Origin of the sequence: Bartonella sp. AP40SXNS (assembly GCF_042195825.1) — a bacterium.
Lineage (GTDB): Bacteria > Pseudomonadota > Alphaproteobacteria > Rhizobiales > Rhizobiaceae > Bartonella.
Genome location: NZ_JBHIPB010000014.1, coordinates 1 through 22480, shown reverse-complemented (window position 1 = coordinate 22480; position 22480 = coordinate 1). Strand labels below are relative to the sequence as shown.

The following is a 22480-nucleotide window of genomic DNA, read 5'->3' as shown; positions in this document are numbered from 1 at the left end:
AACTTATTTTCTTATCATAATGCAACTCCTTATTTTTTTGTGCATTATACGTATGTCCCGTTGAAGTTTTAAGAAAAAATATGCTCCACCCTTTATTTAAATTAATGTCCTTCATTTTCGTTACACTAACCATTATAGCATTGGTCATTGATAACGCACACTCTTTAATCACATCACATTGGACAACAACCCCCTTTAATAAAATTTTAACAAACCTTCTGCAAACAGATATCTATCACCTTAATCAATCTCTATGCAAGGTAATGCCTGATTTTCTGTCCTCAATTTGCATTACTCTTACTTATTTACCCGCATGGTCTATCTTTGGGGCTTTAGCAATAGTATTTTGTATCTTAAATTACGAAAAACAAAAGCCTTTTCACAAAATATCATATAATAAAGAGTCCATTTGATCTTGAAAAAAACTTCTAGAGCTCTGTGTACTATAACATAATCGATGTCGCTTACCCCCCCTCACTCTATTAAAACAACTGAAAATCACTTGATCATCAGAACAAATTAAAACGCTTTATTATAAATATAGGCGCTCACTTATGATTTCTATAGATAACGATAACATCACTTTATTTGTATCAATTTTAAAAAATTAGCGAATAAATCTACCTCCCACCTATAAGAAAACTCTGTACAGAAAAAACTTAAAATATTGCAGTTCATATATTCTTCTATGGCTGCTTCTTTATACTCTACAAAAACTTTTCTTAATTTTCGTACTAGAAACCCCATATAAAAAACGTCTTCTAATATCAGCACTCCTTATAAGATTAGAACTTATTAAAATTAATGAAGAAGCTTATAAAAATTATTCTACAAGTCTAACAAAATGCGTGAAATAAAAACTCATCTGTAAATAATTGCAATTGTGATAAAAAATATTTCGCACCTTCTCCCTATTGAGAAAATGGTAAGATAACAGCTTCAGTAACACTCTGTTCTTTTAAAGCTGAAAATCGTCTCGCTAAAATATCAACTTTTTAGATATCTCATCCAAACTTTTTCATTGATTAGTTACCTCTCGAGAAAGTTCCTCAATGAATTTTTCTTGGTAAGCTAGCTTCATTTCTAGTTCTATCAGCCGATCTTCATCCGACATGATTTTTACTTCCCCTTAAATAAAAAAAAACGTGATTAATGTTATTAATCTTCCTCCCTTCTTCTTCCCATAAAAATGAGAAGTAACTTTTCAACTAATTCTACTCATCTATTTGCACATTATAAAAGGTTTATGATGATCTTTATTTTCCCAATCACTCTATGCAACAAATTTCTTTCTTAAAAATCAGAAAAGTTTTTTATCTTGATTAAGTTATCTTAACACCATTTTTCATTCTAAAGATCTACATTCCCAGCTTCTTAATTTAAGTGCTATCGTAAATTGGAAAGCATTTTATAGCATTAAGGTCAAAGAATACTTTTCTCTGACTTTTACATACTTCTCCTTCAAATTATTATCATATGTATAAATTATTGAAAAAATGCATTCTTGCTTTTATACGTACTTTTAGCTATTACCCTCAAATTAGTTTTGTCTCATTGACTTACAAACCTATGCCGCATTAGCTCAGTTGGTAGAGCACATCATTCGTAATGATGGGGTCGCTGGTTCGAATCCGGCATGCGGCACCACCTTTCTTAAGATGTTGAAATATATAGATTTTTTATTTAACTATCTGTTTAAAGACCACCTTCTAGGATTTATACAATTTTATCTAATCTGTTGTTATTTGCTCCGTATTTTTCTCTGGAGTAAATGCTAAAACCTCTTTCTTTCTCCACCTCACTGCTCACCCTAGCTTATATGGCTCCGGCCCCCTCTGAAGCATCTAATTGCGAATCGTTGTTGTGGATATACTAAAAAGCTGTGCACACTCATGGATTGTTACATATCTATTGCCATCATCAAATATCATCCATTGCCTTTTTATTTTTTATGTTATGTAAATGGGCTGGGATGCTATGAGGAGAGAACTTCCTATATTTTCAAGCAGCTTTTTGTCAAAATCTTTTGTGTCTCTTGTGCTATTGCCTCTAAAAAGATTTCAATAGCTTGATTGATTTGTTTAAGAGGCTGCTGGAAACGTAGCCAATACAACACCAGACAAAGATGACACCATTGGACCCAAACCCAAACGCCCCACCAAATGCTTCATATGAAAAAGAAAATATATGAAACCGAACTACTTGTTCAAAATTATTACAGTACAATATTCTTAAAAAAACTATCAAATACCATTGGTCTATATATTGAATATGCTCCACTAATATATTGTTTCAGTTGGAAACAGACTGTAAGAGAGGAGAAATATCCATTATGTTGTTATGTAACAGTTTATTTAAAATCCTTCGTAAAGGTACTTTTTAATGGAATTAAGCAATTAGGGGAAAAAACAAAGAATAGTTAATTTAACTATAGATTTTTTTATTAAATATGTATAACACGTTATGTATACGCTTTATTGATTCTAAGATAATTTTTAGATATATAATGTTAAATTATAATGTTTTTTTGTTTTTATAAAAAAAATTCTGTGGTGCAATTTATGACTTTTGAAATTACTTAAAAATCAACACCTAATTATTTCATTAATTATTATGTCTCTTATTTTTTATTAAAAGTGCTTTTTGTCATCGGAATTATTGAAGTTTTTTCAAGTAAAGTTCTTCTAAATCATTCTAGATCAACTGTAAGAATTTATGAGTGAAATCTATCTGATTATAAATGGAATTATTATAAAGTTATTGTCTTTAGATGGAGATCAATTACTGAAAAATGAATAGTATTTAGCATAATCTTTATTCAAAAAATGATATGGATCTTAAAATAATTCACTATGGATGTTTTGAATTTATTATGCCCTTTCGCTGTTCTGTTCTTAAAAATGAGTAGATGTAAGTTTTTAATTCATATCCTGCTTTGTGTAGTTTTTTATAGGTAAAAATAATGCGAAAAATATCAAAAGAAGGGCTTGTATTGATTAAGCAATTGGAAGGCTTGCGTTTATCAGCTTATGAAGATTCTGGTGGTGTCTGGACAATTGGTTATGGACATACAAGTGCTGCTGGTGCTCCAAGCGTTCACAAAGATATGCAAATTACGGAAAAAGAAGCTGAAAAAATCCTTCGTCAGGACTTGAGGGAGTATGAAGCTGTTGTTGAAAAAGCCGTTACCGTTCCTTTAAACGATGAACAATTCGCGGCATTAGTATCATTTTGCTATAATGTAGGAATCACAGCATTTCGCAGTTCTACACTTTTAAAAAAGCTTAATAAAGGTGAATATGAAGCGATACCAACCGAATTGCAAAAATGGACAAGAGTGGGAGGAAAACGTATCCAAGGTCTTGTCAATCGCCGAGCAACCGAAGCAGGATTGTGGGCAAAAGGAGCTCATGTTGCCCCCAATTATCATGTAGTAGAACCAGAAGGTGTAACAGGTATTTGCAAAGTAGAAGCTCTTGCACCAATCATAGGTTCTTTTTCAGGGCTTGGAGGTCTTTTTGCAGGAAATGGTCCTGTTCAATGGGTTCTAGCAGGCATTATGGTTTTAGCTGCTTGTACAGCTATGATATACATTGCTAAACGTTTTCAGGAACACCGCCTATGATTTTATGGATAAAAAAATATCTGACAATGACGTCAGCGCTCATAGCAGCTTTTCTTATAGCTTTAGTCAAAGCCTTTTTTCTTGGGAAAAAAATTGAGAAGCAAAAGCAAACAAAAGAAGATTTCAAGATAGCGACAACACGGCTTGAGGTAGAAAATGAAATTAATAAGAAAAGTGATGCTGATGTGCGCACTAAGCTTTCTAGCTGGTTGCGCGACGAATGAACGAACTTCTTGTATTGGATGGCTGCCAATTTATTTGAATCGACAAGATATCAATGTCATTAGTTCAAATTTGGCGAGAGATATTTTAAAACATAACGAACAAGGTGAACGTTTATGTGGTTGGAGAGATAAACGGAAAATAAAGTGATAAAGATACAACTCCTCTGAAATATTAATTAATGAAACGATTTGAAAAAGGTGGATATATTCAGACTAAAAGTAAAAGAACTTAAAAGGTTAAAACACTCTGGTGATCGATTGGATTTTATTAGAGTAACGGAGATGTCTGAGTTGAAGCGAAAGGATTCAACAGATTATGTTTGTGTAAAATGATTGAGTCTATTGATGTATTCTATGGGCATCTTTGTTATCCTATCAAAAGAAGATGAGAAAAGATTTTATGGATTGCACTACTATCGTCGTTCAAAGAACTGATCATACACAAAGGTTCTGTTTTCAACAAAAATAACATCTAGAAACTTGCATGCTTGAAGAAAAGCAATCTATGGAGCTATATAATGAATAATGGTAAGGCTTTTATGTGATTTGTAAATGACGTTGCTTCAGCTTCCTAATTATAATAATGATGTTGACGATAAGGAAAATACTTTCGCACTGTATCTGCTTTTTCATGCTAAAGTGGTGGGAAAACATTGTGAATGATCTTGGCTGTTAATTTTTCTATAGGTAAATTCCCTATATGGGAAATGACATGCAACTCCAATTGAGAAAACCAACAACCATTTTTGCTTTTATTTTTTAACTTAGCTTTTTTACTTTCAAAAGTTGCCTAGCAATTTCTTGAAAAATATTGCTTTACTATTTTAAGATAATTTTTTCCTGAAATAAAATCCTTCTTTTAAAATATTACTGTAATATCTTGCAAACTCATGTACTGCTTTTAGAGAAAGTTTGTAATAGGACCGTTTCTTTCACGGCGTTTATTGTGATGTGTATAACGGAAAAGTTAAGAGCGCGTATTATCTTTTCGAACATTCAACCACAATCTTATTTCATCCCAATATTTATCTTGAGAAGATACTTTTATAAAGATACTGATAATCTATAAATCACTCTCCCCTAATTCACCTTCTCACTCATCCTTCCATGCATTGCCCGTCCACCTTTTAAACCACCTTAAATTTTTGATATAGAATTTTTTCTTTAATTTTTATTTTTTATTGAATCATAAAAATGATATGTCTCAATCTCACCTCTATGCATCTTTATACGCTTTGATTCTTATTTCTAAAGCCCAGACATCCTGCATATCGCACTGTTTTTATATTTAATATATATTTCTAGATTTATTCCTAACTTGTTAGAAAAGTTTTTATATTTTGATAGAAATATCTTCTATCAGTTCACTTTTTTCAAAAGATTCTGAAAGGATTCTCAAAAAGTCTGCAAGTTAAAGACTATTTAATACGTATTGTTTCTTTTCTAGAAATCAAAATTGGTGATGCCCCATTCCTTACCAGAAATTGTGTTATTTGCAGAGCAGTCTGTATAAGATGGTGTAACCTCTTTTATGAAATTAACTAAAGTTTTTTGAATTTCTAGCATATTGTTTAAAGACAAAAAACTCCCTTTTAATTTATACAAGCAGCTTAGACATCGGCTGATAATCCTTCCACTTATAAAAATCTTTTCTTTAATAACCCTCAAAACCACAATTAAAGTGGTGAAAGATAAAACAAGATTTTTAGGCGATCATAACGCACAATAAAATAAGACCAGTCTAAATGTTCAATGCTAACACCTGCTAAACAGTGGAAAATAAGTTTTAGCACGCCTTCAAATTGGAAGAGCTTAAGCCCCTGCGCGCTACGATGGGTTTCTACTCTCATCGTACGATTTACATTCCCTCTAAAACTTAATCGCTGTAAATATAAAAATCTTGAAGCCCGTTCTAAATCCGTGAGAGTTTCTGGATCTTGCTGTATTAAACGTTGAAATTCCTCACAACTGCTCATCTAAAATGCTAAATTTTTACAAAAGGACGATAGTGGCGTTGTAACATCCCTAAAAAGTTTACGACATAACCTGAGAGATTATTGCTGATTTCAGGGGATAGAATCAATTTCTGTTCAAAGAAAATATCACTCATACCAACAAAAAGGTTTAGTCTACATGCCATGAGGAATGTCCTCAAATAATTTTGATATTTTTTTGATCGAATTTCTTTTGTCACCAATATCAGCAGCAACTTGTGTGGAATTAACAAAATTATAATTTTTTATCTTAAAATGTATCCATCATTTTTTACATTCTTTCATCTATCTAGCCTTCTTTTCACAGCTTCAAATGATAAAAAGTAACTGCAATGTTAAGTCGTTTTGCATCGAACAAATTTCTCGCAAACTATCCCGATTGGCTAGATGACAATCCATCCTCTATTTAAAGAGAGAAAAACTTTTCTTTTTTATTCAGCGATAAAGTAAATATTATCCAATTACTTATGAGTAGTAATTCGATCAAATGGAAACTGTAATTCTTTCTACTCTAAGTAATCTTGTACCCATTTATATAGGTTTAGGAAAGCGTTCTGTTATGAATATTCATAAAAATGCTTCAAAAATTGATATCAGCAAAACTTCTGTTTAAAAAAGGAAAAGATGTTCTCTTACCTGCTACTGAAGAAACTGTTCAGATTTGTCTTGATGTTGCTGAAGAGCTTCAAAAAACATGAAGTTATCCCAACGCTTACAAGTGTGCCAACAATTCAACTTTGAGATAATAGATCAGTGCTAGAGTTATGCCAATCTCACCAATCTGTTGTTGTCTGTGAAGAGCATAGTATCAAAGGAGAAACTTGGAGATGCAATTGTTAAATCGCTTATGGAACAAAACATTCTATGCCAATTTGTATCATTAGGCCCCCCCACCATCCCCATCTGCAATAAAAACGAACTGGATATTTTAACAAGTTATAAAATCAATCGAGGACGCATAAATAGTGTTAGAAATGACATACTATACAAAAAATATTCAACTGCTTCCTAATATGCTCGCCAGTTCAAAAACATCATAAATCATTGAGGATGCAAGAAAATAAGAAAGAAAAGCACATTAATTCACGCAGTTTTTCTCTCAGTAAACGAGCTTTTTTAAAGATAGTACGGATATTTTTTCATTGCTTAAAAACGTACTCCATAAAAACAATATCATATCCATATAATATATTATCCAATGAACTTAATATAAATAATATATAGATTATAGAAATATTATTTATTAGATACATTTTTATTATAATTATAGATTATAATAAATACATATTGACATTTTTAGTAGTTTTATTTATATACAATAACTAATATTATTCTATATTAAAATAAAACTAAATGGATTTTATAAATTTACGTTTTATGCCAATGTGGAAAAGAAGTAATTAATATATTATATTTTAATGTTTTTTTATATACAGGAGGGAAAAATGCTCACAGCATTATTTATAGCTACTTTTTCTATATCAACAGTTGTTTTACCTTTAATATCAGCGCTTGTTCCTTTTTATCCGTAGAATGAGCTTTTAATAAAGTAAATAAAATATGTATGTAATGTTATTATTGTTTTTTTTCGTGTTTATTATTATTAATATTTAATATTACTGTAGTTACTGAGTATTTTCTGTGATTTTATAGAGGAGCTTATTGATATTTTCTATTTAACTTTAACTGTCAACATATTTTTAAAATATATAATTATGCTCCTCTATAAAAATACTTTCTTTTTCTGAAAGAAGTATAACATATTTCTTTCATTGCTTAAAAACATCTATATTTACTAAACTCTTGCGTGTAATATCTTTGATTGTCTGAGTACCAGTCAGTGTCATAGCTACCCGCATTTCATTGGCAAAAAGATCAAGGAGATGCATAACACCTTTCTTACCTGCTGCTGCAAGCGCATAAACAAAAGCACGGCCAATCATAACAGCATCCGCACCTTGTGCTATCATGCGTACAACATCAAGACCAGAACGAACACCAGAATCCGCTAAAATAGTCAAATGATCCTTTACAGCATCTGCAATTTCAGGCAACGCTCGTGCTGTTGATAATACACCATCAAGCTGGCGTCCACCGTGATTGGAAACAACAATACCATCAGCACCAAATCGTACGGCTTCTCGCGCATCTTCTGGATCAAGAATACCTTTCAAAATCATTTTTCCTTTCCAAAAATCGCGAATCCATTGTAGATCATGCCAACCAATTGAGGGATCAAAATTTGCACCAAGCCAACCAACATAATCATCCAATGCAATCTTCTTTTTGAGATAAATGGAAACATTTCCAAGATCATGAGGGCGCCCCATAACACCAACGTTCCAAGCCCAATATGGATGAGTCAAAGCTTGTAAAAAACGACGTAAACCAGCATAAGGACCAGACATACCCGAATGCGCATCACGATAACGTGCACCAGGAATTGGCATATCAACTGTAAAAACCAACGTGCGTACACCAGCCAACCAAGCCCGTTCTAGTGCATCACGCATGAAACCGCGATCTTTGAGAACATAAAGTTGAAACCAAAATGCACCTCCAATCGCTTCTTGCACTTCCGCAATAGGACAAACTGAAACAGAGGATAGTGTAAAAGGAATCCCTTTTGCCACTGCAGCACGCGCTGCTTTTACCTCTCCACGACGTGCATACATGCCCGTTAGCCCAACAGGTGCGAGCACAATCGGTAGACCAAGTGTCTGATCAAAAAGCTTGATTGAAAGATCAACTTCACCAACGTGGCATAGAATCCTTTGACGCAGTGCAAGTGCTTGAAGATCTGTACAATTACGTCGCATCGTTTCTTCAGCATAAGCCCCACCATCAATATAGTGAAAAAGAAAGGGAGGAAGACGACGCTTTGCTGCCTTACGATAATCAAGTGTTGAAGAAATAATCATTGATGGCACCATTATTCCTAAATGAAAAGAAAAAACATCCTAAAACGCATAAAAGCGAATCCATGTACCTACCTATTCGCTATTCTCCCAAAGCACTCTATTGAATAGATAGAAGCAACAGAGACTGCAACTTTCTAAAAAAACTAATTGATAAAAACAACGTCTTTATTGCTCTTATCCAAATTTAAAGTCTCACAGTATGAAGTATCATTAATAACGTATCTACTCATATATTCTTCATGTGCAATTAAAATGTTATACTCTCTTTAAAGCAATCCCTCTTCGAAAGCGATTGCTCCGTAGCTTAATTAGTTATAATTTAAAGTCGCGTCTCTCCCCAAAGATCCTTACATTATCAGTTATTAAGAATATAGAGTGTCATTAAGTATAAATCATCCCCCCAAAAAGATGAAAAAATCCTTTATTAATACTGGAAATAAAGCTGTCGCATACATGCAGAAATCTTCGTATATCAATATTCAAAATTGAGATATTTTACTTATTCATAAAAGTTTATAAAAATATATAGTGCCTAATGCACATAAAGCATAAAAACTTTTAATGTTCATACCAATAGAAAATATTCATATTTAATTGAATAATTTTCTAGCAATATTATATATTGAGGCTATAAATGAGTTACTAAAATTAGAACAATGTTTATTGAAAATAATTGTTACTAAACTGGAGTAAAAATTTATTTATTAGCTCTATTGAATTTTAGTAACCTATTGATTTATTATAATAGTAAATATGAATAACATATTGAATATAGTAAATTTCTTTCATTGTAAATTTTGTCATGATGAAATAATCAAAACTATTCTTTTGCACAATCATAAATGGAGTTCGTATAGATAGAATCTCTTGAAAAAAGAAATAAAAATGCCTCTCATATCCTCTCAAATACAAAGCCCTAATCTTGGAAAATGCATGGCGCCGGTTTTTTAAAGAACAAAAACTTTTCTTTTATTCACAATATATTTCCTGCGTACATGTTATCAAAATTTGTGGTTTCCAACTCATTTAAAATGCTTAGACAACTTTAAACCCTGTGCTTGATAATGTGATCCAACATCATGTCCATAAAGGGTTGAGGGCCGATTAAGCATATGTTCATAGACCAAACGACCAATCATTTGGCCATGCTCTAAGATAAAAGGAACTTCATGGCTTCGCACTTCTAAAACCGCTCTTGCTCCTTTTCCACCCGCTTCCATATGCCCAAATCCTGGATCAAAAAAGCCTGCATAGTGCACCCTAAACTCACCAACTAAAGGATCAAAAGGAGTCATTTCTGCGGCATAAAGCGGAGGCACATGAACAGACTCTCGTGAAACTAAAATGTAAAACTCATCAGGATCAAGAACTAGCTCTCTGTGATCTCGAGCAAAAAGAGGTTCCCAAAAATCTAAAACGTGAGCAACGGCGCGTTTATCAATATCAATAACGCTTGTATGATGTTTACCACGATAACCTATAAGCCCGTTTTCATCTCCCTTTAAATTAATGGAAAGTCCAATACCATCAGCACTAATATTAGGAAGATCTTCCGATATCAGTGTTTCTTGCCTTTGCAAAGTGTGCAACTCAATTTCATTTAAATAACTTTGCCCTTTTCTAAACCGAAGCTGTGATAAATGTGAGCCAGTACGTACCAAAATTGGAAATGTTCGTGGACTAACTTCCAAATAAAGTGGACCATGATAACCAGCACAAATTTTATCAAATTCCTGAGCATTATCCGTAATGACACGTGTAAAAACATCTAACCGCCCCGTAGAACTTTTGGGATTGGCAACAGCAGATAAAAATTCTGGTAAAGCTAAAGTTTCCAAAAGAGGAACAATATAAACACACCCCGTTTCTAAAACGGCTCCGTCTTGTAAATCAAACTCATGCAACTTTAACCGTTCAAGCTTATCCAAAACTTTTGCATCAGAACCCGGCATAAAAGAAGCACGTATACGATAAGCTTTCTCCCCTAAACGAAGATCAAGGCTTGCTGGTTGTATTTGAGATCTATCAAATGGATACTGAGCCTTGAGAAAGTTATTATCAATCAAAGCTTGTATATCACTATCTGCTAAAATACCGCTTATACGCGCCATATATTGCCTTCCCTTTTTACTGTATTTCTTTTTGACCTAGATGATCCGTTGGTGCAAGCCATTTTTAAGGTGATAAAAACTATTTTTTTGTTTTTTCAAACTGATTTGTTAACATAAAATAAAATACTTTGAATAATGAAAAACATTTTGCCTCTCTTTAAAAGTAAACAAGAGGTGTTGTAAAAATAATATTTTCATGCTCTCTTATTCTTGAATGTCGCGCAAATGGTGTTATCATAATTTCTTATAGAACCCTTAAGATTCCTGTTAGAATTTATTATGATTATACGCCATCTTAGCGAAAATATTATTAATCAAATCGCCGCTGGTGAAGTTATTGAACGACCAGCAAATGTTGTCAAAGAACTTGTTGAAAACGCTATTGATGCTGGTGCAACGCGCATTGAGATCATTACAGCAAATGGTGGAAAAAATTTTATCAAAGTTAGTGATAATGGTTGTGGGATTCCTGCAGATCAGTTAACTCTAGCAGTTTCTCGCCATTGTACCTCAAAGATTACCGATGATGTACACAATATCTGCTTCCTTGGGTTTAGAGGAGAAGCTCTCCCCTCTATTGGTTCCGTTGCGAAACTTAAACTCACTTCACGAACAAAAAATGCTGAGAGCGCTGCTGAAATTTCCGTTACTGCAGGAAAAATTGTAGGCCCCAAGCCAGCTGCTGCAAATCCTGGAACAATTGTTGAAGTTCGTGATCTTTTCTTTGTCACACCGGCACGATTAAAATTTATGAAAACTGATCGGGCTGAAACAAATGCTATTAGCGATATGATTAAGCGAATTGCTATCGCATTTCCACATATCCGCTTTTCTCTTTCAGGACTAGACAGAACATCTATAGAACTGTCTGCTACAGAAAATAATACTCAAGGACAATTACAACGTATTACGCAAATTATGGGAAAAGAATTCGCCCCTAATAGCATTGCGCTGAATGCTGAACGCGAAGCAGTGCGCTTAACGGGTTTTGCTTGTTTGCCATCTTTTAACCGAAATAACAGCCTACATCAATTTGCTTATGTTAATGGGCGTCCCGTGCGTGATAAATTTCTATGGAGTGCACTCCGAGGTGCTTATGCTGATGTCATGCCCCGTGATCGTTATCCTGTCGCTATTCTTTTTATTGATCTCCCACCTGCGGAGGTAGATGTTAATGTCCATCCAGCCAAAGCTGATGTACGATTCCGTGACCCAGGATTAATTCGTGGTTTGATCGTTGGAGCTATTCGTGAAGCATTGCAGCAATCTGGTATTCGTCCGACTTCAACCCGTTCTGAAGCAACGCTAGCTGCATTTCAAATACAACAACCATTGGCACAAAAACCATCAGGCAATTTTAAGAACACTCACCAGTTCTCTTCTTATAGCCCACAGCCTCATCATTTTACCAGCGCTTCAATGGTTCACAAACCCTTAGATATTACTAGTTCTTTTGGTTTAAAAGAAGATGCTACTCCTATTATGGAGGGCTTAAATATACCAAGTGGAGATGCATACATTCCAAGCACTATACCTTCATCAGAAGAGTTATCTTATCCACTAGGAGCGGCCAGAGCACAAATCCATAAAAACTATATTATCGCCCAAACACAAGATAGTTTGATCATTGTCGATCAGCATGCAGCTCATGAACGATTAGTTTATGAAACACTCAAAAATGCACTTTATTCCAAACCACTTCCTTCACAGTTATTACTTATTCCTGAAATTGTAGAACTCTCTGAAGAGGATGCAACATGCCTTTTAACGCATAAAGATGCTTTGCAAAAATTTGGATTAGGCATAGAACCATTTGGACCAGGAGCAATTGTTGTGCGTGAAACCCCTTCTATGTTAGGAGAGATGAACGTCCAAGCTCTTATTAAAGATCTCGCAGATGAAGCCGCTGAGTATGATACAACAAACAATTTAAAAGCAATGCTTGATTATGTTGCAGCAACGATGGCTTGTCACGGCTCAATACGGTCAGGGCGTCTTTTACACCCCGAAGAAATGAACACACTATTACGACAAATGGAAGCAACACCTAATACAAGTACATGTAATCATGGACGCCCTACTTATATTGAACTCAAATTGGCAGATATAGAACGGCTTTTTGGTAGAAAATAAACTCTTAACCATTTTGACAAGAAAAATATCTTTAAATTTACTCTCGACTTTATAATATATTTTATGGCACTTTTTTGAATCTCTTGTATCAAGTAAAAAGGAATTATAATGTTTTCCAATGGTGAACGCGAAGCAAAAATTCATTATTCTAATAACGGATATGACATTATAGAATATGGTACCTATACCATTTGTGCTGTTAGCGGGCAAAAAATCCTTATAGATGATTTAAAATATTGGAATCATCACCGCCAAGAAGCATATGCTAGTTGTGAAATCTCCTATCAGCGCGAACTTGAGTGCAACCCATATCTTAAGCAATTGTTAAAAACAACAGAAAAATAAATCCTCGAAAGCTATAAATTTAGCCTTTGCTTTTTAAATAAGAAAATTCAAGGGAACGTTTTCTAAAGCGGGTCATAACCTCCTCAAGGACCATACGACAAAAATCTTTTTGAACAAAATCAACATTCACATCAAAGACAATAAGATTTTTCAAATCTTTTTTCGTATGAATTGTCTGTATACGAATATAATCTTTAGCTGTTGTTGCTAGCCATAAATTGTGCATTTTAGCCTTTTGTATAAGGCTATGTAAATTTTCATCTGTGAAAAAATAGTGGTCTGGATACATGTAAGTTTGCACTACATGACCAGACAGTTCTTTAATAGATTTAAAAAATTTATCTGGATTGCCAATACCGGCAAATGCCAAAAATGATTTTCCTGCAACTTCATCAGAGGCACTTGCTTTAAGATGAGCACGATATAAAGGCTTTCCAGTACGAGAAACAAGAAAAACAACATTATCAAGCACATCTGAGTGACCAATCAATAAAACACTATCCATAAAAGAAAACTGCGTTTTTAATGGCACGCGCAAAGGTCCAGCTGGAAAGACAGCTCCATTACCGAAACCGCGCATCGCATCAACAACGAGTAACGAATAATCCATATAAAGACGGCGACTTTGAAATCCGTCATCCATTAAAATAAGATTACATCCCTCTTGCTTAAGCCGTTGTGCTGCTGCATAACGATTAGGTGATACAGCTACAAAAGCATGCCGTGCAAGTAAAAGTGCTTCATCTCCGACCTTATGTGGAGTATCATATTTCTCATTTACAAGATGTACCCCTTTAACTGATCCACCATAACCACGAGATACAATACCAGGTACGAAACCAAGTTCTTTAGCCACTTTTGTAAAAGCAATAACAACCGGCGTTTTACCCGCACCGCCACATGTAAAATTTCCAATACACAAAACTGGCAGATCAATCACGGGAGGCTGTCTTGTCATAAAACGACTTGAAAAATAACCATACCCCCATGAAACTGGAGCTAACACAAAACGCAAAAAGCTTTTATTTTTCCACCAAAAACGAGGGGCGCTAATATGCATATCTACCCTGACGCTGACGTAAACCTGTTTGTATTACAAGGGGTTGTAAAAATGGATCTAAAATCTTTAATGTGCGCTCAAATGCACCTGCCATACCTGTCGCCACTTCATGAGCCTTATCAACCATTTCTTGCCGCAATGTTTCATTTGTTAAAAGCTTATACACCTGAATAGCAAGCTGTTTTGTATCTTGAACCATATATGCTGCATCATGTGTTAGAAATTGTTTGAACATCTCTTGAAAATTTGAAACATGGGGTCCTGTCAAAATAGCGGAACCAAGCAAAGCCAATTCCAATGGATTGTGTCCACCATTTCCACATAAGGATTTACCAACGAAAGAAACTTTCGATAAGCGAAGAAAAAGTCCCATTTCTCCAATGGTATCTCCCCATAAAATATCGGTATTCATGTTTGGAACAGCATCTCTACTCCTACGAATAAAACTTAACCCCTTATTATCGCATTTTCTGATAAGATCTTCTGAACGTTCAGGATGACGAGGCACAATAATTGTTAATAAATCTGGCAAATAATTTTTAACAATTTTATGGACCTCAAAAGCAATCTCCTCTTCCCCTTCATGCGTTGAAACAGCAGCCCAAACTGGGCGATTGCCGATAGCATTACGATAACGTGCAAGCAATTCTTGATTTTCAACCAGAAAAACATCAGCCTTGAGATTACCAGAAAACGTAACAGATTTTACGCCAAGTGTATGGTAATAAGCTACATCTCTTTCATTTTGACCAATCGCCAAATCAATATCCTTAAAAATATGTTTGGCAAGAACACGTCGTTTTTGCCAAGCTTTAAAAGAACGTTCAGACATATGGGCATTAACCAAAATCTGCGGAATACGCATTTTTGCAAGTTCTTTAATACGAAGAGGCCAAATTTCTGATTCACAAATTAAGACGAGATCAGGCTTCCAATGACGAATAAAACGGCGCACTGCAAAATCTAAATCCAAAGGAGCATATTGATGAATCAACCGATGACCAAAATGTTTTTTTACAAGAGTGGAAGATGTCACCGTCCCAGTTGTCATTAATACATTGATTCCTAATGATAAAATATAATCAATAAGTGGAACAAGCGCAAGTGTTTCTCCAACACTTGCTGCATGCAACCAAACTAACGAACCTTGGGGACGGGCATGAGAACTTTTGCCTAAACGCTCTTTTTTGCGACACCACTCTTCTTTTCCACGGATAGAACGAAAAAATAAATAAAAAGGAATAACAGGACATAAGCAAAAACCAATTATTCGATAGGTTAAAAGAGCCGCATGTGCCTTTAATTCTACCATTTAAAATCACCTCATCCAGCTATTTTAAGATATCTATATACTTATTTTGTTAAAAAACTCATCAACACTATTGGGTGCATCAATTATTTTAAATACCATACATATCTTGGATAAAAAACGCTTCCGCCATGAGAAAACTCAATACACAAAGAAAAAAGAAACGTAATTTTATCCCACGTTTTTTCAAAAATCTTCCTATAAGAATAACATATACACATTATTTGAATTCCCTTTAATGAAGTTTTTTCAATTATATCGATTTATCATTTCAATTTGCACCCTATAAAAAATTTACTCAAAAATAACAAAACTACAATTCAGTTGATTATAATTTTGAAAATATAAATGATAAACCTATGACATAGATTGTATCAATTTTTTCAACTCACTGAATAAATACTTCTTATGATTTTAGTGAGACTTTGAATTTTGCACGTTGGTATTTTAGAGAAAAATCTTATTTTTACATATGTTAGGTATTGTTAATTTTTCAAAAAATAGCCCATATAGACATTACAACCTAATATAAATACAACAAATAAAATGTGTTTAAAAGGAAGCTCAATCTCTATTATTTCATTTCAATAAAATGAATATGTCAAACTAATCTTAAAAAACTTTTGAATAGTATAGAGTCTTCATTTTAAATTGTGATATAATCTCTTAAAGGTAATCTAGAAAAATCTAATCTCGTTTAATAGAGAATTTCTTAAAAGTCTTAAAGCAATTTAAATAAGAATTTTCAAAATTTTAAATCCTCTCTTTTCAGGAGGTCGTATGATATATTATTCCTTTTAAGATTGTATATCATCAACACAAAATGATTAACTTATAGATTGTAGTTTTAAATGAGTACTCAAGAAACCCTTATGAGGTAAGTTAACTTCATAAATCTATCCAGTTTCTCTAAGTTTCTAACGACTTTCATGGTTTCTAAGCTTATAGTAATAACTCGTTGAAAAAGTTCCAATAGATAAATAACGAGTGCTAATAATCTCAACAGAGTAGTAATTGGTATCATTAATAATGCTACTCTTTTTATTAATCTTAACGCATTAGTGTCTCATACCTCATTCAAAAGCAGAGTGACTATTCACAATATAATCATAAACTTCGAGTGATAGCTGTCATGATAATATTGCTGTTGTAAATAGGTTGATAGAAACTGTCTTGCATTTTTATTAAGCGTAAAGATGGTGGTGCAATAATGGATTTATACCTTGCGCGATTAGAAGAAATGGGAGTGATATCGACTGATCAAAACTACTGTGGACCACGGCGTTCGCGGCCTTTTGACCGGCATCGCAGCGGATTTGTTTTAGCGGAGGGCGTAGGTCTGTTCGTTATTGAAAAATTATCTAACGTACTGGCGCGGCAGCGTGAGCCATTGGCCTATTTATTGGGTTACGGCGGTGCACTTTGCGCACAGCATATTGTAGCGCCGCATAAAGATGATCTCGAAATGCAACTGTCGATGGAGCGGGACATCGAATATGCGGATGTTGACCGTACCACTATTGATTTTGTGAATACACATGGGACATCGACAGTACAAAATGATCAGCACGAAGCCAGTGCAATCAGAACGGTTTTTGGCGCGCACAACCCGGCGATTGTGGCGACAAAATCTTGGCACGGGCATCTGATTGCTGCTGCCGGTGCGATGGAAATTTTGGGTGTACTGGTTTCTTTTCGGAACAATGTTTTGCCCAAAATTTTGAATTGTGATGAAATCGATCCTCAATTGCCTGCTGGCATTGCGCTTGTGAGGGAGCATCAGTACCGACCGCTTAAATACGCATTGAAAAACTCTTTTGGCATGGGTGGTGGCGCAAGCAGCTTGGTTTTAGGGAATCCACAATATCTGTAAGGGACACCTCATGCTAACAATATATTCTTTATTAGAAAGAAACTGGCAAGTGATTTGTCATCACAGTCATTATTCGGCAGAGGGTGTCACCATGATGACAAAAGGGTGTGCAGATACCGTAGTTAGATATTTTCGTGATCGCCCGCAAAAGGAGAAAAATAAGTTGTTTGTTTTTGTGATTAGAAATAATTTCGAAGGTCTAATCAGCTATTTTGTTGCGTCTGTGCTAAAATTGAAAGCTTGGATCGTCAGTATTCATGATTTAGACATTGTTGATATGCTGGTTGATGCCAATTGCATTGCGGCTGTTGTAATAAGCCATGAAGTTAGGAATATTAGTATCATCAGTCACCGGATTAATATCGCGTTTGATCACTGTTTTTCAACTGTGAACGAAAATCTGGCTGATTTTACAGCATATCCGTGCGCGCATTTCTATTTTTGTACCTCCAGAACAACCAGTAAGCCCAAGTTGATTCAATATCATGAAAATATTCTGATTGAGAATGCCCTCGCGGTGAGCCAATCTCTTGGACTAAGTAATGAAGATTGCTCATTGTGTTATTTCCCCGTGCAGTATATGTATGGTCTCTCTACTATGCTATGTGCCTTCTTATTGGATAGCAAACTGGTATTTGAAAAATTTCAAATAAGTAATTTCAAATAAGTAATATTGGTGAACTCGTTTCGCACTATAACATTACCAACTTGCCTTTAATCGGTGACTGGATGCTGGCAGTAAGCGACATTTTTACCAAAAGCCGAATCCATGTGCAAAATATCTTGAATGCATCCGACCGTTTGCTCACCGTACAAGCATCGGGTATCCTCTCATCATGTACGACGTTATGGAATAACTTCGGTCAGACCGAATCCGGACCGCGCTTGTTTAATAATAAGATCTGCTCGCTACGCGATATTGAAAGAACCAGTAAATATGGCGTTGTAGCGCCGGGTAAGGCTTTGGTGAGTGATATAAAAATTGATTTGCGCCCCATTGATCGGGCGGATTCTTCTGATTCAGTGCGCCGTATGTTTTATAAAACGCCTTTCGCGTGTGATGGTTATGTTGATAGTTCCTTGAAATTAAAGCCGCGTGATGAATGGTTTGATTCCGGCGACCTGTTTGTTAAAGATGAATCCGAATGCTATTACTGGATAGCCAGAGCCGTTAATGAGTTTAAACACAATGGTAAGTTTATCTCAGTTCAACTGATTTCAAATGACATTATTAAGTGTGCTGGATGTTTAAGACATTACTTTTCAAAAGCACAGAACGGAGATCTTTATCTCAACCTTGATATGTCGGCAAATAGTGAGCAGGTTAAAGCCATTACTAAACTATTGACTGATAAATGGTATCAGTATGCATTTAAAGTAAATATCAGAAAAGTTGCCACGACAAATACAGGGAAAATAAAATGTACCATGTAGATAAAGCTCATGATATAAGCAGAGTGTATGTTAATCGTCGTGCAAACAATTATCTGTGCATTGTGAGCCATTCTTTTTATACCTATTTTTTAGCTATTGATAGGCTTCATCGTTATTTGCCTGTATCGACGAGACGTACATCGAGAATGATATTGCAACGTGAAATGGCGAAGGTGCTTTTTGTCGATATATTTAAACGGATTTTGCCAGATGTAAAGATGTCACACAGTTCTGTGAGCCATGGACGGAGTAAAAGTATTATGTTGCTTAATAATGATCCGCGGATTCAGTCTGTCGGGGTTGATATCGAATTTATTGAGGAAAAAAAACTACCGAGACCATTTATGCTAGATTACTGTGAAAAATGCGCGGACTTTCCAGCAGGGCAGGTGCTGGATAATCGGCTATGCACCACAATATTTAGCTGCATGGAGAGCTTGTATAAGGCATTATGCGCCATCTCGGCGTGCACTTTTGATATAAATGATTATTTTTTAGTTGAATATGACAGGACGCGATGTGTTTTTAGGTACGTTGGGAATATATTTGCGTTTAAAGGGATGACGTTTATTTGTAACTGCTATTATCTTTGTCAATCTGTGATAACCGTTGTTTTGTTGGATGCATATTTGCAATCAATTATTTTAGATGACCTCTTATATGAGGACGTAACCGTTTCTATACCCAGTTAGTTTTTAACGAGTTTATGGCAATTGAAAAGAGTGAAGCCTTTCACGCCTTTGATGCTTTTCATAAGGAATTAAAGAACAATTTAAACAGTGAAATAAAGCAAGAGGAAGCGATTGAGATGTTAGCACAACATCTTGTCACGCGTCCCGTGTTTGAAGCTTTGTTTGAGGGCAATGAATTTGTGCAAAACAATGCCATTTCGCAAGCAATGGACAAGATCTTAACGGAACTGGATAAAACCAATATCGAAGAGAAAACGAAAGATCTTGATAAATTTTACAAAAGTGTCACGTTCTGTACAGCAGGCATCACCGAAACTCATGCCAAACAGAATCTTATTATCAAACTTTATGAAAGTTTTTTTGCCAAGGCATTTAAGAAAACCACGGATAAGCTTGGGATTGTTTATACGCCCGTTGAGGTTGTTGATTTTATCATTCATTCTGTTGATGATGTATTGCGTAATGAATTTGGAAAAAGCTTGGGATCACGTGGTGTGTCTATTCTTGACCCTTTCACGGGAACGGGTACCTTTATCACAAGGCTTTTACAATCAAAACTGATCAAACCAGAGGATATGGAATATAAATACCGTTACGATATCCATGCTAATGAGATTGTCTTACTTGCCTATTACATAGCAGCGATTAACATTGAATCGACGTATCATAGTCTTATGAAAGGTGAGTAGATTCCCTTTAAGCATATTGGTCTGGCTGATACGTTTCAAACGCTTAAAAAAAACCTTATGGACGGTATGCTCAAAGAAAACAGTGAATATTTGGAACATCAGAAAAATTTGACTATCGAAGTTATCTTCGGCAACCCGCCTTATTCAACTGGTCAAAAAAGTGCTAATGATAATGCGAAGAATACCCCTTATCCCATATTAGATAATCGTATCAGTGAAACTTATGCTGCTCAATCTGAATCAATCAATATGCAAGCACTTTATGATAGCTATATACGAGCAATTCGATGGGCTAGTGACCGTATAAAAAAACGTGGTGTTATTGGTTTTGTTTCTGGTTCTGGTTACATAGAAAAACCAGCAATGGACAGTTTACGAAAATCTTTAGCCAAAGAATTTACAAGTATTTATGTTCTCAATCTGAGGGGTGATATTCGTAAAAATATGTTAAGCAATGGGAAGGCTCAAGAAGGACAGAATATTTTTGGTAGTGGTAGTATGACTGGTATTGCCGTGACATTATTTATCAAAAATCCCAATGTTTCTGGAGATTGTAAAATTTATTATCATGACATTGGTGATAATCTTACGACAAAAGATAAACCTTCTGCACTTAATTATTTGGGTAGCATTAATGGTGTCACAAATAAATCAAGTTGGAAAATAATTATACCAGATAAACATGGTGATTGGATAAATCAACGTGATGAGAGTTTTGAGACATTTATAGTCTTAGGGTATAAAAAAGAACACGATAAAAAGCTGTTTGAAATTTTTTCTTGTGGTGTCGTAACCAGTCGTGATGCTTGGGCATACAACTCAAGCCGTAAAGATTTAGCAAAAAATATGAGTGATATGATTGCTTTCTATAACAGCGAAGTAAAACGTTTTAATGATACGCATCCACATGCTGACCGTAAAACACGTAACAATATTGTAAATGATTTTGTTAATACAAATGCTGAAAAGATCAGTTGGAGTCGTGCACTTAAACAAGAGTTGGTAAAAGGAAAGGTTTTTGAATTTGAAGAAACTCGCCTTATTCAAAGTCTTTACCGTCCATTTACACAACAATGGCTCTATTATAATCGTACTTTCAATGAAATGGTTTTACAAATGCCGCGTATATTCCCTATGAGAAAAGCGGTTGATAATAGAGTAATACAAGTTACAGGCATAGGAGCAAGAAGTGGTTTTTCTGTTTTGATGAGTAAGGATTTACCTAACCTTCACGCAATAGATACAGGTCAATGCTTTCCACTCTATATTTACGAAGATAGCATGGTATCAAAAGATAAAAACAAGGAACAATCCCATTTATTTACAAACTCTATAGAGGAAAACAAAACAGCTGGTTTACAGAGGCGTGATGCCATTACAGATGAGGGACTAGCGCATTTTAAAGCTGCTTATCCTAATGAGACTATAATAAAAGAAGATATCTTTTATTACGTATACGGTCTACTTCACTCAGAAGATTATCGTGCCCGTTATGCTGATAACCTCTCTAAAGAGTTGCCTCGCATCCCTTGTGTAAAAAGCGCTGAAGATTTTTGGAAGTTTGTTAATGCTGGACGTGAACTAGGGCATTTGCACGTGAATTATGAGACTGTAGAGCCTTATCCAGTGACCTTTAAAAAGGGTAATCCAAAACAAACAGAGATCTCTAATCCCGAAAAATTTTATTACGTTACAGAAATGAAATTCGCAAAAATTAAGAATAGTAAGGAAAAGGATAAATCTACAGTTATTTACAACAGCAATATCACAATAACAGACATCCCTCTTGAAGCTTATGAGTATATCGTTAATGGTAAACCCGCTCTTGAATGGGTTATGGAGCGTCAATGTGTTAAGACTGATAAAAAGAGTGGTATTGTGAATGATGCCAATCGCTATGCTGTTGAAACCATTGGTAACCCTGCCTACCCTCTAGAGTTATTTCAAAGGGTTATTACCGTAAGTTTAGAAACAATGAAAATCGTTAAGAACTTACCAAAATTAGAACTAAGAGAAACTGAATAACTTATAAAGCATGTTCACATGATAGGCATGCTAAATTCACAAGGG

At 34.8% G+C, this 22480-nt stretch carries 17 protein-coding genes, 1 tRNA gene and 2 pseudogenes; 12 read left to right on the top strand and 8 right to left on the bottom strand.

Going from position 1 to position 22480, the window contains the following annotated elements; translation table 11 throughout:
* Positions 1–80 precede the first annotated feature (80 nt).
* Entirely contained in the window at positions 81–413 is a 333-nt protein-coding gene (locus ACFILZ_RS08280) for a hypothetical protein (RefSeq protein WP_375610830.1), read from the top strand.
* Positions 414–1018: 605 nt separating this feature from the next.
* Here ACFILZ_RS08280 and ACFILZ_RS08275 read toward each other — a convergent pair.
* Positions 1019–1081, bottom strand: coding sequence for a hypothetical protein (locus ACFILZ_RS08275; protein ID WP_375607396.1), 63 nt, complete (start codon positions 1079–1081; stop codon positions 1019–1021).
* A 490-nt stretch (positions 1082–1571) separates the two neighbouring features.
* Between ACFILZ_RS08275 and ACFILZ_RS08270 the strand changes: the two genes are divergently transcribed.
* Positions 1572–1647, top strand: a tRNA-Thr gene (locus ACFILZ_RS08270).
* A gap of 83 nt (positions 1648–1730) precedes the next feature.
* Here ACFILZ_RS08270 and ACFILZ_RS08265 read toward each other — a convergent pair.
* Positions 1731–1931: pseudogene (locus ACFILZ_RS08265) on the bottom strand (helix-turn-helix transcriptional regulator).
* Between the two features lie 1031 nt (positions 1932–2962).
* Between ACFILZ_RS08265 and ACFILZ_RS08260 the strand changes: the two are divergent.
* Genes ACFILZ_RS08260 through ACFILZ_RS08250 form a run of 3 tightly spaced genes read left to right on the top strand, consistent with a single transcriptional unit; the run spans position 2963 to position 3997 of the window.
* Positions 2963–3625: a lysozyme gene (locus ACFILZ_RS08260; RefSeq protein ID WP_375607389.1), complete on the top strand. Its 663-nt coding sequence runs from the start codon at positions 2963–2965 to the stop codon at positions 3623–3625.
* The gene (locus ACFILZ_RS08255) at positions 3622–3849 is read left to right on the top strand and encodes a hypothetical protein (protein WP_375607388.1); all 228 of its coding nucleotides are present in this window, start codon (positions 3622–3624) and stop codon (positions 3847–3849) included. Before ACFILZ_RS08260 ends, ACFILZ_RS08255 begins: the two co-directional genes overlap by 4 nt.
* Positions 3782–3997, top strand: coding sequence for a hypothetical protein (locus ACFILZ_RS08250; RefSeq protein ID WP_375607387.1), 216 nt, complete (start codon positions 3782–3784; stop codon positions 3995–3997). The genes ACFILZ_RS08255 and ACFILZ_RS08250 overlap by 68 nt, the downstream gene beginning before the upstream one ends.
* A gap of 1528 nt (positions 3998–5525) precedes the next feature.
* On the opposite strand, the gene ACFILZ_RS08245 is transcribed toward ACFILZ_RS08250, so the two are convergent.
* Together ACFILZ_RS08245 and ACFILZ_RS08240 are read right to left on the bottom strand one after the other, a co-directional pair.
* A complete protein-coding gene (locus tag ACFILZ_RS08245) occupies positions 5526–5825 on the bottom strand; it encodes a hypothetical protein (RefSeq protein ID WP_375610832.1) in 300 nt (99 codons plus the stop codon).
* Positions 5826–5833: 8 nt separating this feature from the next.
* On the bottom strand, positions 5834–5989 hold the full coding sequence (locus tag ACFILZ_RS08240; protein WP_375610833.1) for a hypothetical protein: 156 nt from the start codon (positions 5987–5989) through the stop codon (positions 5834–5836).
* Positions 5990–6418: 429 nt separating this feature from the next.
* On the opposite strand from ACFILZ_RS08240, the gene ACFILZ_RS08235 reads away from it, so the two are divergent.
* Entirely contained in the window at positions 6419–6541 is a 123-nt protein-coding gene (locus tag ACFILZ_RS08235) for a hypothetical protein (protein WP_375607384.1), read from the top strand.
* A 1071-nt stretch (positions 6542–7612) separates the two neighbouring features.
* On the opposite strand, the gene lldD is transcribed toward ACFILZ_RS08235, so the two are convergent.
* Together lldD and ACFILZ_RS08225 are read right to left on the bottom strand one after the other, a co-directional pair.
* On the bottom strand, positions 7613–8764 hold the full coding sequence (gene lldD / locus ACFILZ_RS08230; RefSeq protein ID WP_375607383.1) for an FMN-dependent L-lactate dehydrogenase LldD: 1152 nt from the start codon (positions 8762–8764) through the stop codon (positions 7613–7615).
* Positions 8765–9786: 1022 nt separating this feature from the next.
* Positions 9787–10875, bottom strand: coding sequence for a 2'-deoxycytidine 5'-triphosphate deaminase (locus ACFILZ_RS08225; protein ID WP_375610834.1), 1089 nt, complete (start codon positions 10873–10875; stop codon positions 9787–9789).
* 279 nt (positions 10876–11154) lie between these two features.
* On the opposite strand from ACFILZ_RS08225, the gene mutL reads away from it, so the two are divergent.
* Both mutL and ACFILZ_RS08215 read left to right on the top strand, forming a co-directional pair.
* A complete protein-coding gene (gene mutL, locus ACFILZ_RS08220) occupies positions 11155–13008 on the top strand; it encodes a DNA mismatch repair endonuclease MutL (RefSeq protein ID WP_375610835.1) in 1854 nt (617 codons plus the stop codon).
* Positions 13009–13116: 108 nt separating this feature from the next.
* A complete protein-coding gene (locus ACFILZ_RS08215; protein ID WP_375610836.1) occupies positions 13117–13353 on the top strand; it encodes a DUF2093 domain-containing protein in 237 nt (78 codons plus the stop codon).
* 19 nt (positions 13354–13372) lie between these two features.
* On the opposite strand, the gene lpxK is transcribed toward ACFILZ_RS08215, so the two are convergent.
* Together lpxK and waaA are read right to left on the bottom strand one after the other, a co-directional pair.
* The gene (lpxK, locus tag ACFILZ_RS08210; protein WP_375610837.1) at positions 13373–14413 is read right to left on the bottom strand and encodes a tetraacyldisaccharide 4'-kinase; all 1041 of its coding nucleotides are present in this window, start codon (positions 14411–14413) and stop codon (positions 13373–13375) included.
* On the bottom strand, positions 14403–15725 hold the full coding sequence (gene waaA, locus ACFILZ_RS08205) for a lipid IV(A) 3-deoxy-D-manno-octulosonic acid transferase (protein WP_375610838.1): 1323 nt from the start codon (positions 15723–15725) through the stop codon (positions 14403–14405). The genes lpxK and waaA overlap by 11 nt, the downstream gene beginning before the upstream one ends.
* Before the next feature lie 1207 nt (positions 15726–16932).
* Here waaA and ACFILZ_RS08200 point away from each other — a divergent pair.
* The 4 genes and pseudogenes from ACFILZ_RS08200 to ACFILZ_RS08185 all read left to right on the top strand — a co-directional run.
* On the top strand, positions 16933–17595 hold the full coding sequence (locus ACFILZ_RS08200) for a hypothetical protein (protein WP_375610839.1): 663 nt from the start codon (positions 16933–16935) through the stop codon (positions 17593–17595).
* Positions 17596–17605: 10 nt separating this feature from the next.
* A complete protein-coding gene (locus tag ACFILZ_RS08195; RefSeq protein WP_375610840.1) occupies positions 17606–18262 on the top strand; it encodes a hypothetical protein in 657 nt (218 codons plus the stop codon).
* Between the two features lie 62 nt (positions 18263–18324).
* A complete protein-coding gene (locus ACFILZ_RS08190) occupies positions 18325–19029 on the top strand; it encodes a hypothetical protein (RefSeq protein ID WP_375610841.1) in 705 nt (234 codons plus the stop codon).
* A gap of 712 nt (positions 19030–19741) precedes the next feature.
* Positions 19742–22435 (top strand): annotated as a pseudogene (locus tag ACFILZ_RS08185) (type ISP restriction/modification enzyme); the annotation flags it as partial.
* Between the last annotated feature and the right edge of the window lie 45 nt (positions 22436–22480).

What these genes read in the sequence shown, in the direction of transcription:
- ACFILZ_RS08240 (WP_375610833.1), bottom strand. Translation starts at nt 5,989, where the DNA reads ATGGCATGTAGACTAAACCTTTTTGTTGGTATGAGTGATATTTTCTTT.
- ACFILZ_RS08255 (WP_375607388.1), top strand. Translation starts at nt 3,622, where the DNA reads ATGATTTTATGGATAAAAAAATATCTGACAATGACGTCAGCGCTCATA.
- ACFILZ_RS08200 (WP_375610839.1), top strand. Translation starts at nt 16,933, where the DNA reads ATGGATTTATACCTTGCGCGATTAGAAGAAATGGGAGTGATATCGACT.
- ACFILZ_RS08245 (WP_375610832.1), bottom strand. Translation starts at nt 5,825, where the DNA reads ATGAGCAGTTGTGAGGAATTTCAACGTTTAATACAGCAAGATCCAGAA.
- ACFILZ_RS08225 (WP_375610834.1), bottom strand. Translation starts at nt 10,875, where the DNA reads ATGGCGCGTATAAGCGGTATTTTAGCAGATAGTGATATACAAGCTTTG.
- ACFILZ_RS08235 (WP_375607384.1), top strand. Translation starts at nt 6,419, where the DNA reads ATGCTTCAAAAATTGATATCAGCAAAACTTCTGTTTAAAAAAGGAAAA.
- ACFILZ_RS08250 (WP_375607387.1), top strand. Translation starts at nt 3,782, where the DNA reads ATGAAATTAATAAGAAAAGTGATGCTGATGTGCGCACTAAGCTTTCTA.
- ACFILZ_RS08190 (WP_375610841.1), top strand. Translation starts at nt 18,325, where the DNA reads ATGCTGGCAGTAAGCGACATTTTTACCAAAAGCCGAATCCATGTGCAA.
- ACFILZ_RS08260 (WP_375607389.1), top strand. Translation starts at nt 2,963, where the DNA reads ATGCGAAAAATATCAAAAGAAGGGCTTGTATTGATTAAGCAATTGGAA.
- lpxK (WP_375610837.1), bottom strand. Translation starts at nt 14,413, where the DNA reads ATGCATATTAGCGCCCCTCGTTTTTGGTGGAAAAATAAAAGCTTTTTG.
- ACFILZ_RS08195 (WP_375610840.1), top strand. Translation starts at nt 17,606, where the DNA reads ATGCTAACAATATATTCTTTATTAGAAAGAAACTGGCAAGTGATTTGT.
- ACFILZ_RS08280 (WP_375610830.1), top strand. Translation starts at nt 81, where the DNA reads ATGCTCCACCCTTTATTTAAATTAATGTCCTTCATTTTCGTTACACTA.
- waaA (WP_375610838.1), bottom strand. Translation starts at nt 15,725, where the DNA reads ATGGTAGAATTAAAGGCACATGCGGCTCTTTTAACCTATCGAATAATT.
- mutL (WP_375610835.1), top strand. Translation starts at nt 11,155, where the DNA reads ATGATTATACGCCATCTTAGCGAAAATATTATTAATCAAATCGCCGCT.
- lldD (WP_375607383.1), bottom strand. Translation starts at nt 8,764, where the DNA reads ATGATTATTTCTTCAACACTTGATTATCGTAAGGCAGCAAAGCGTCGT.
- ACFILZ_RS08215 (WP_375610836.1), top strand. Translation starts at nt 13,117, where the DNA reads ATGTTTTCCAATGGTGAACGCGAAGCAAAAATTCATTATTCTAATAAC.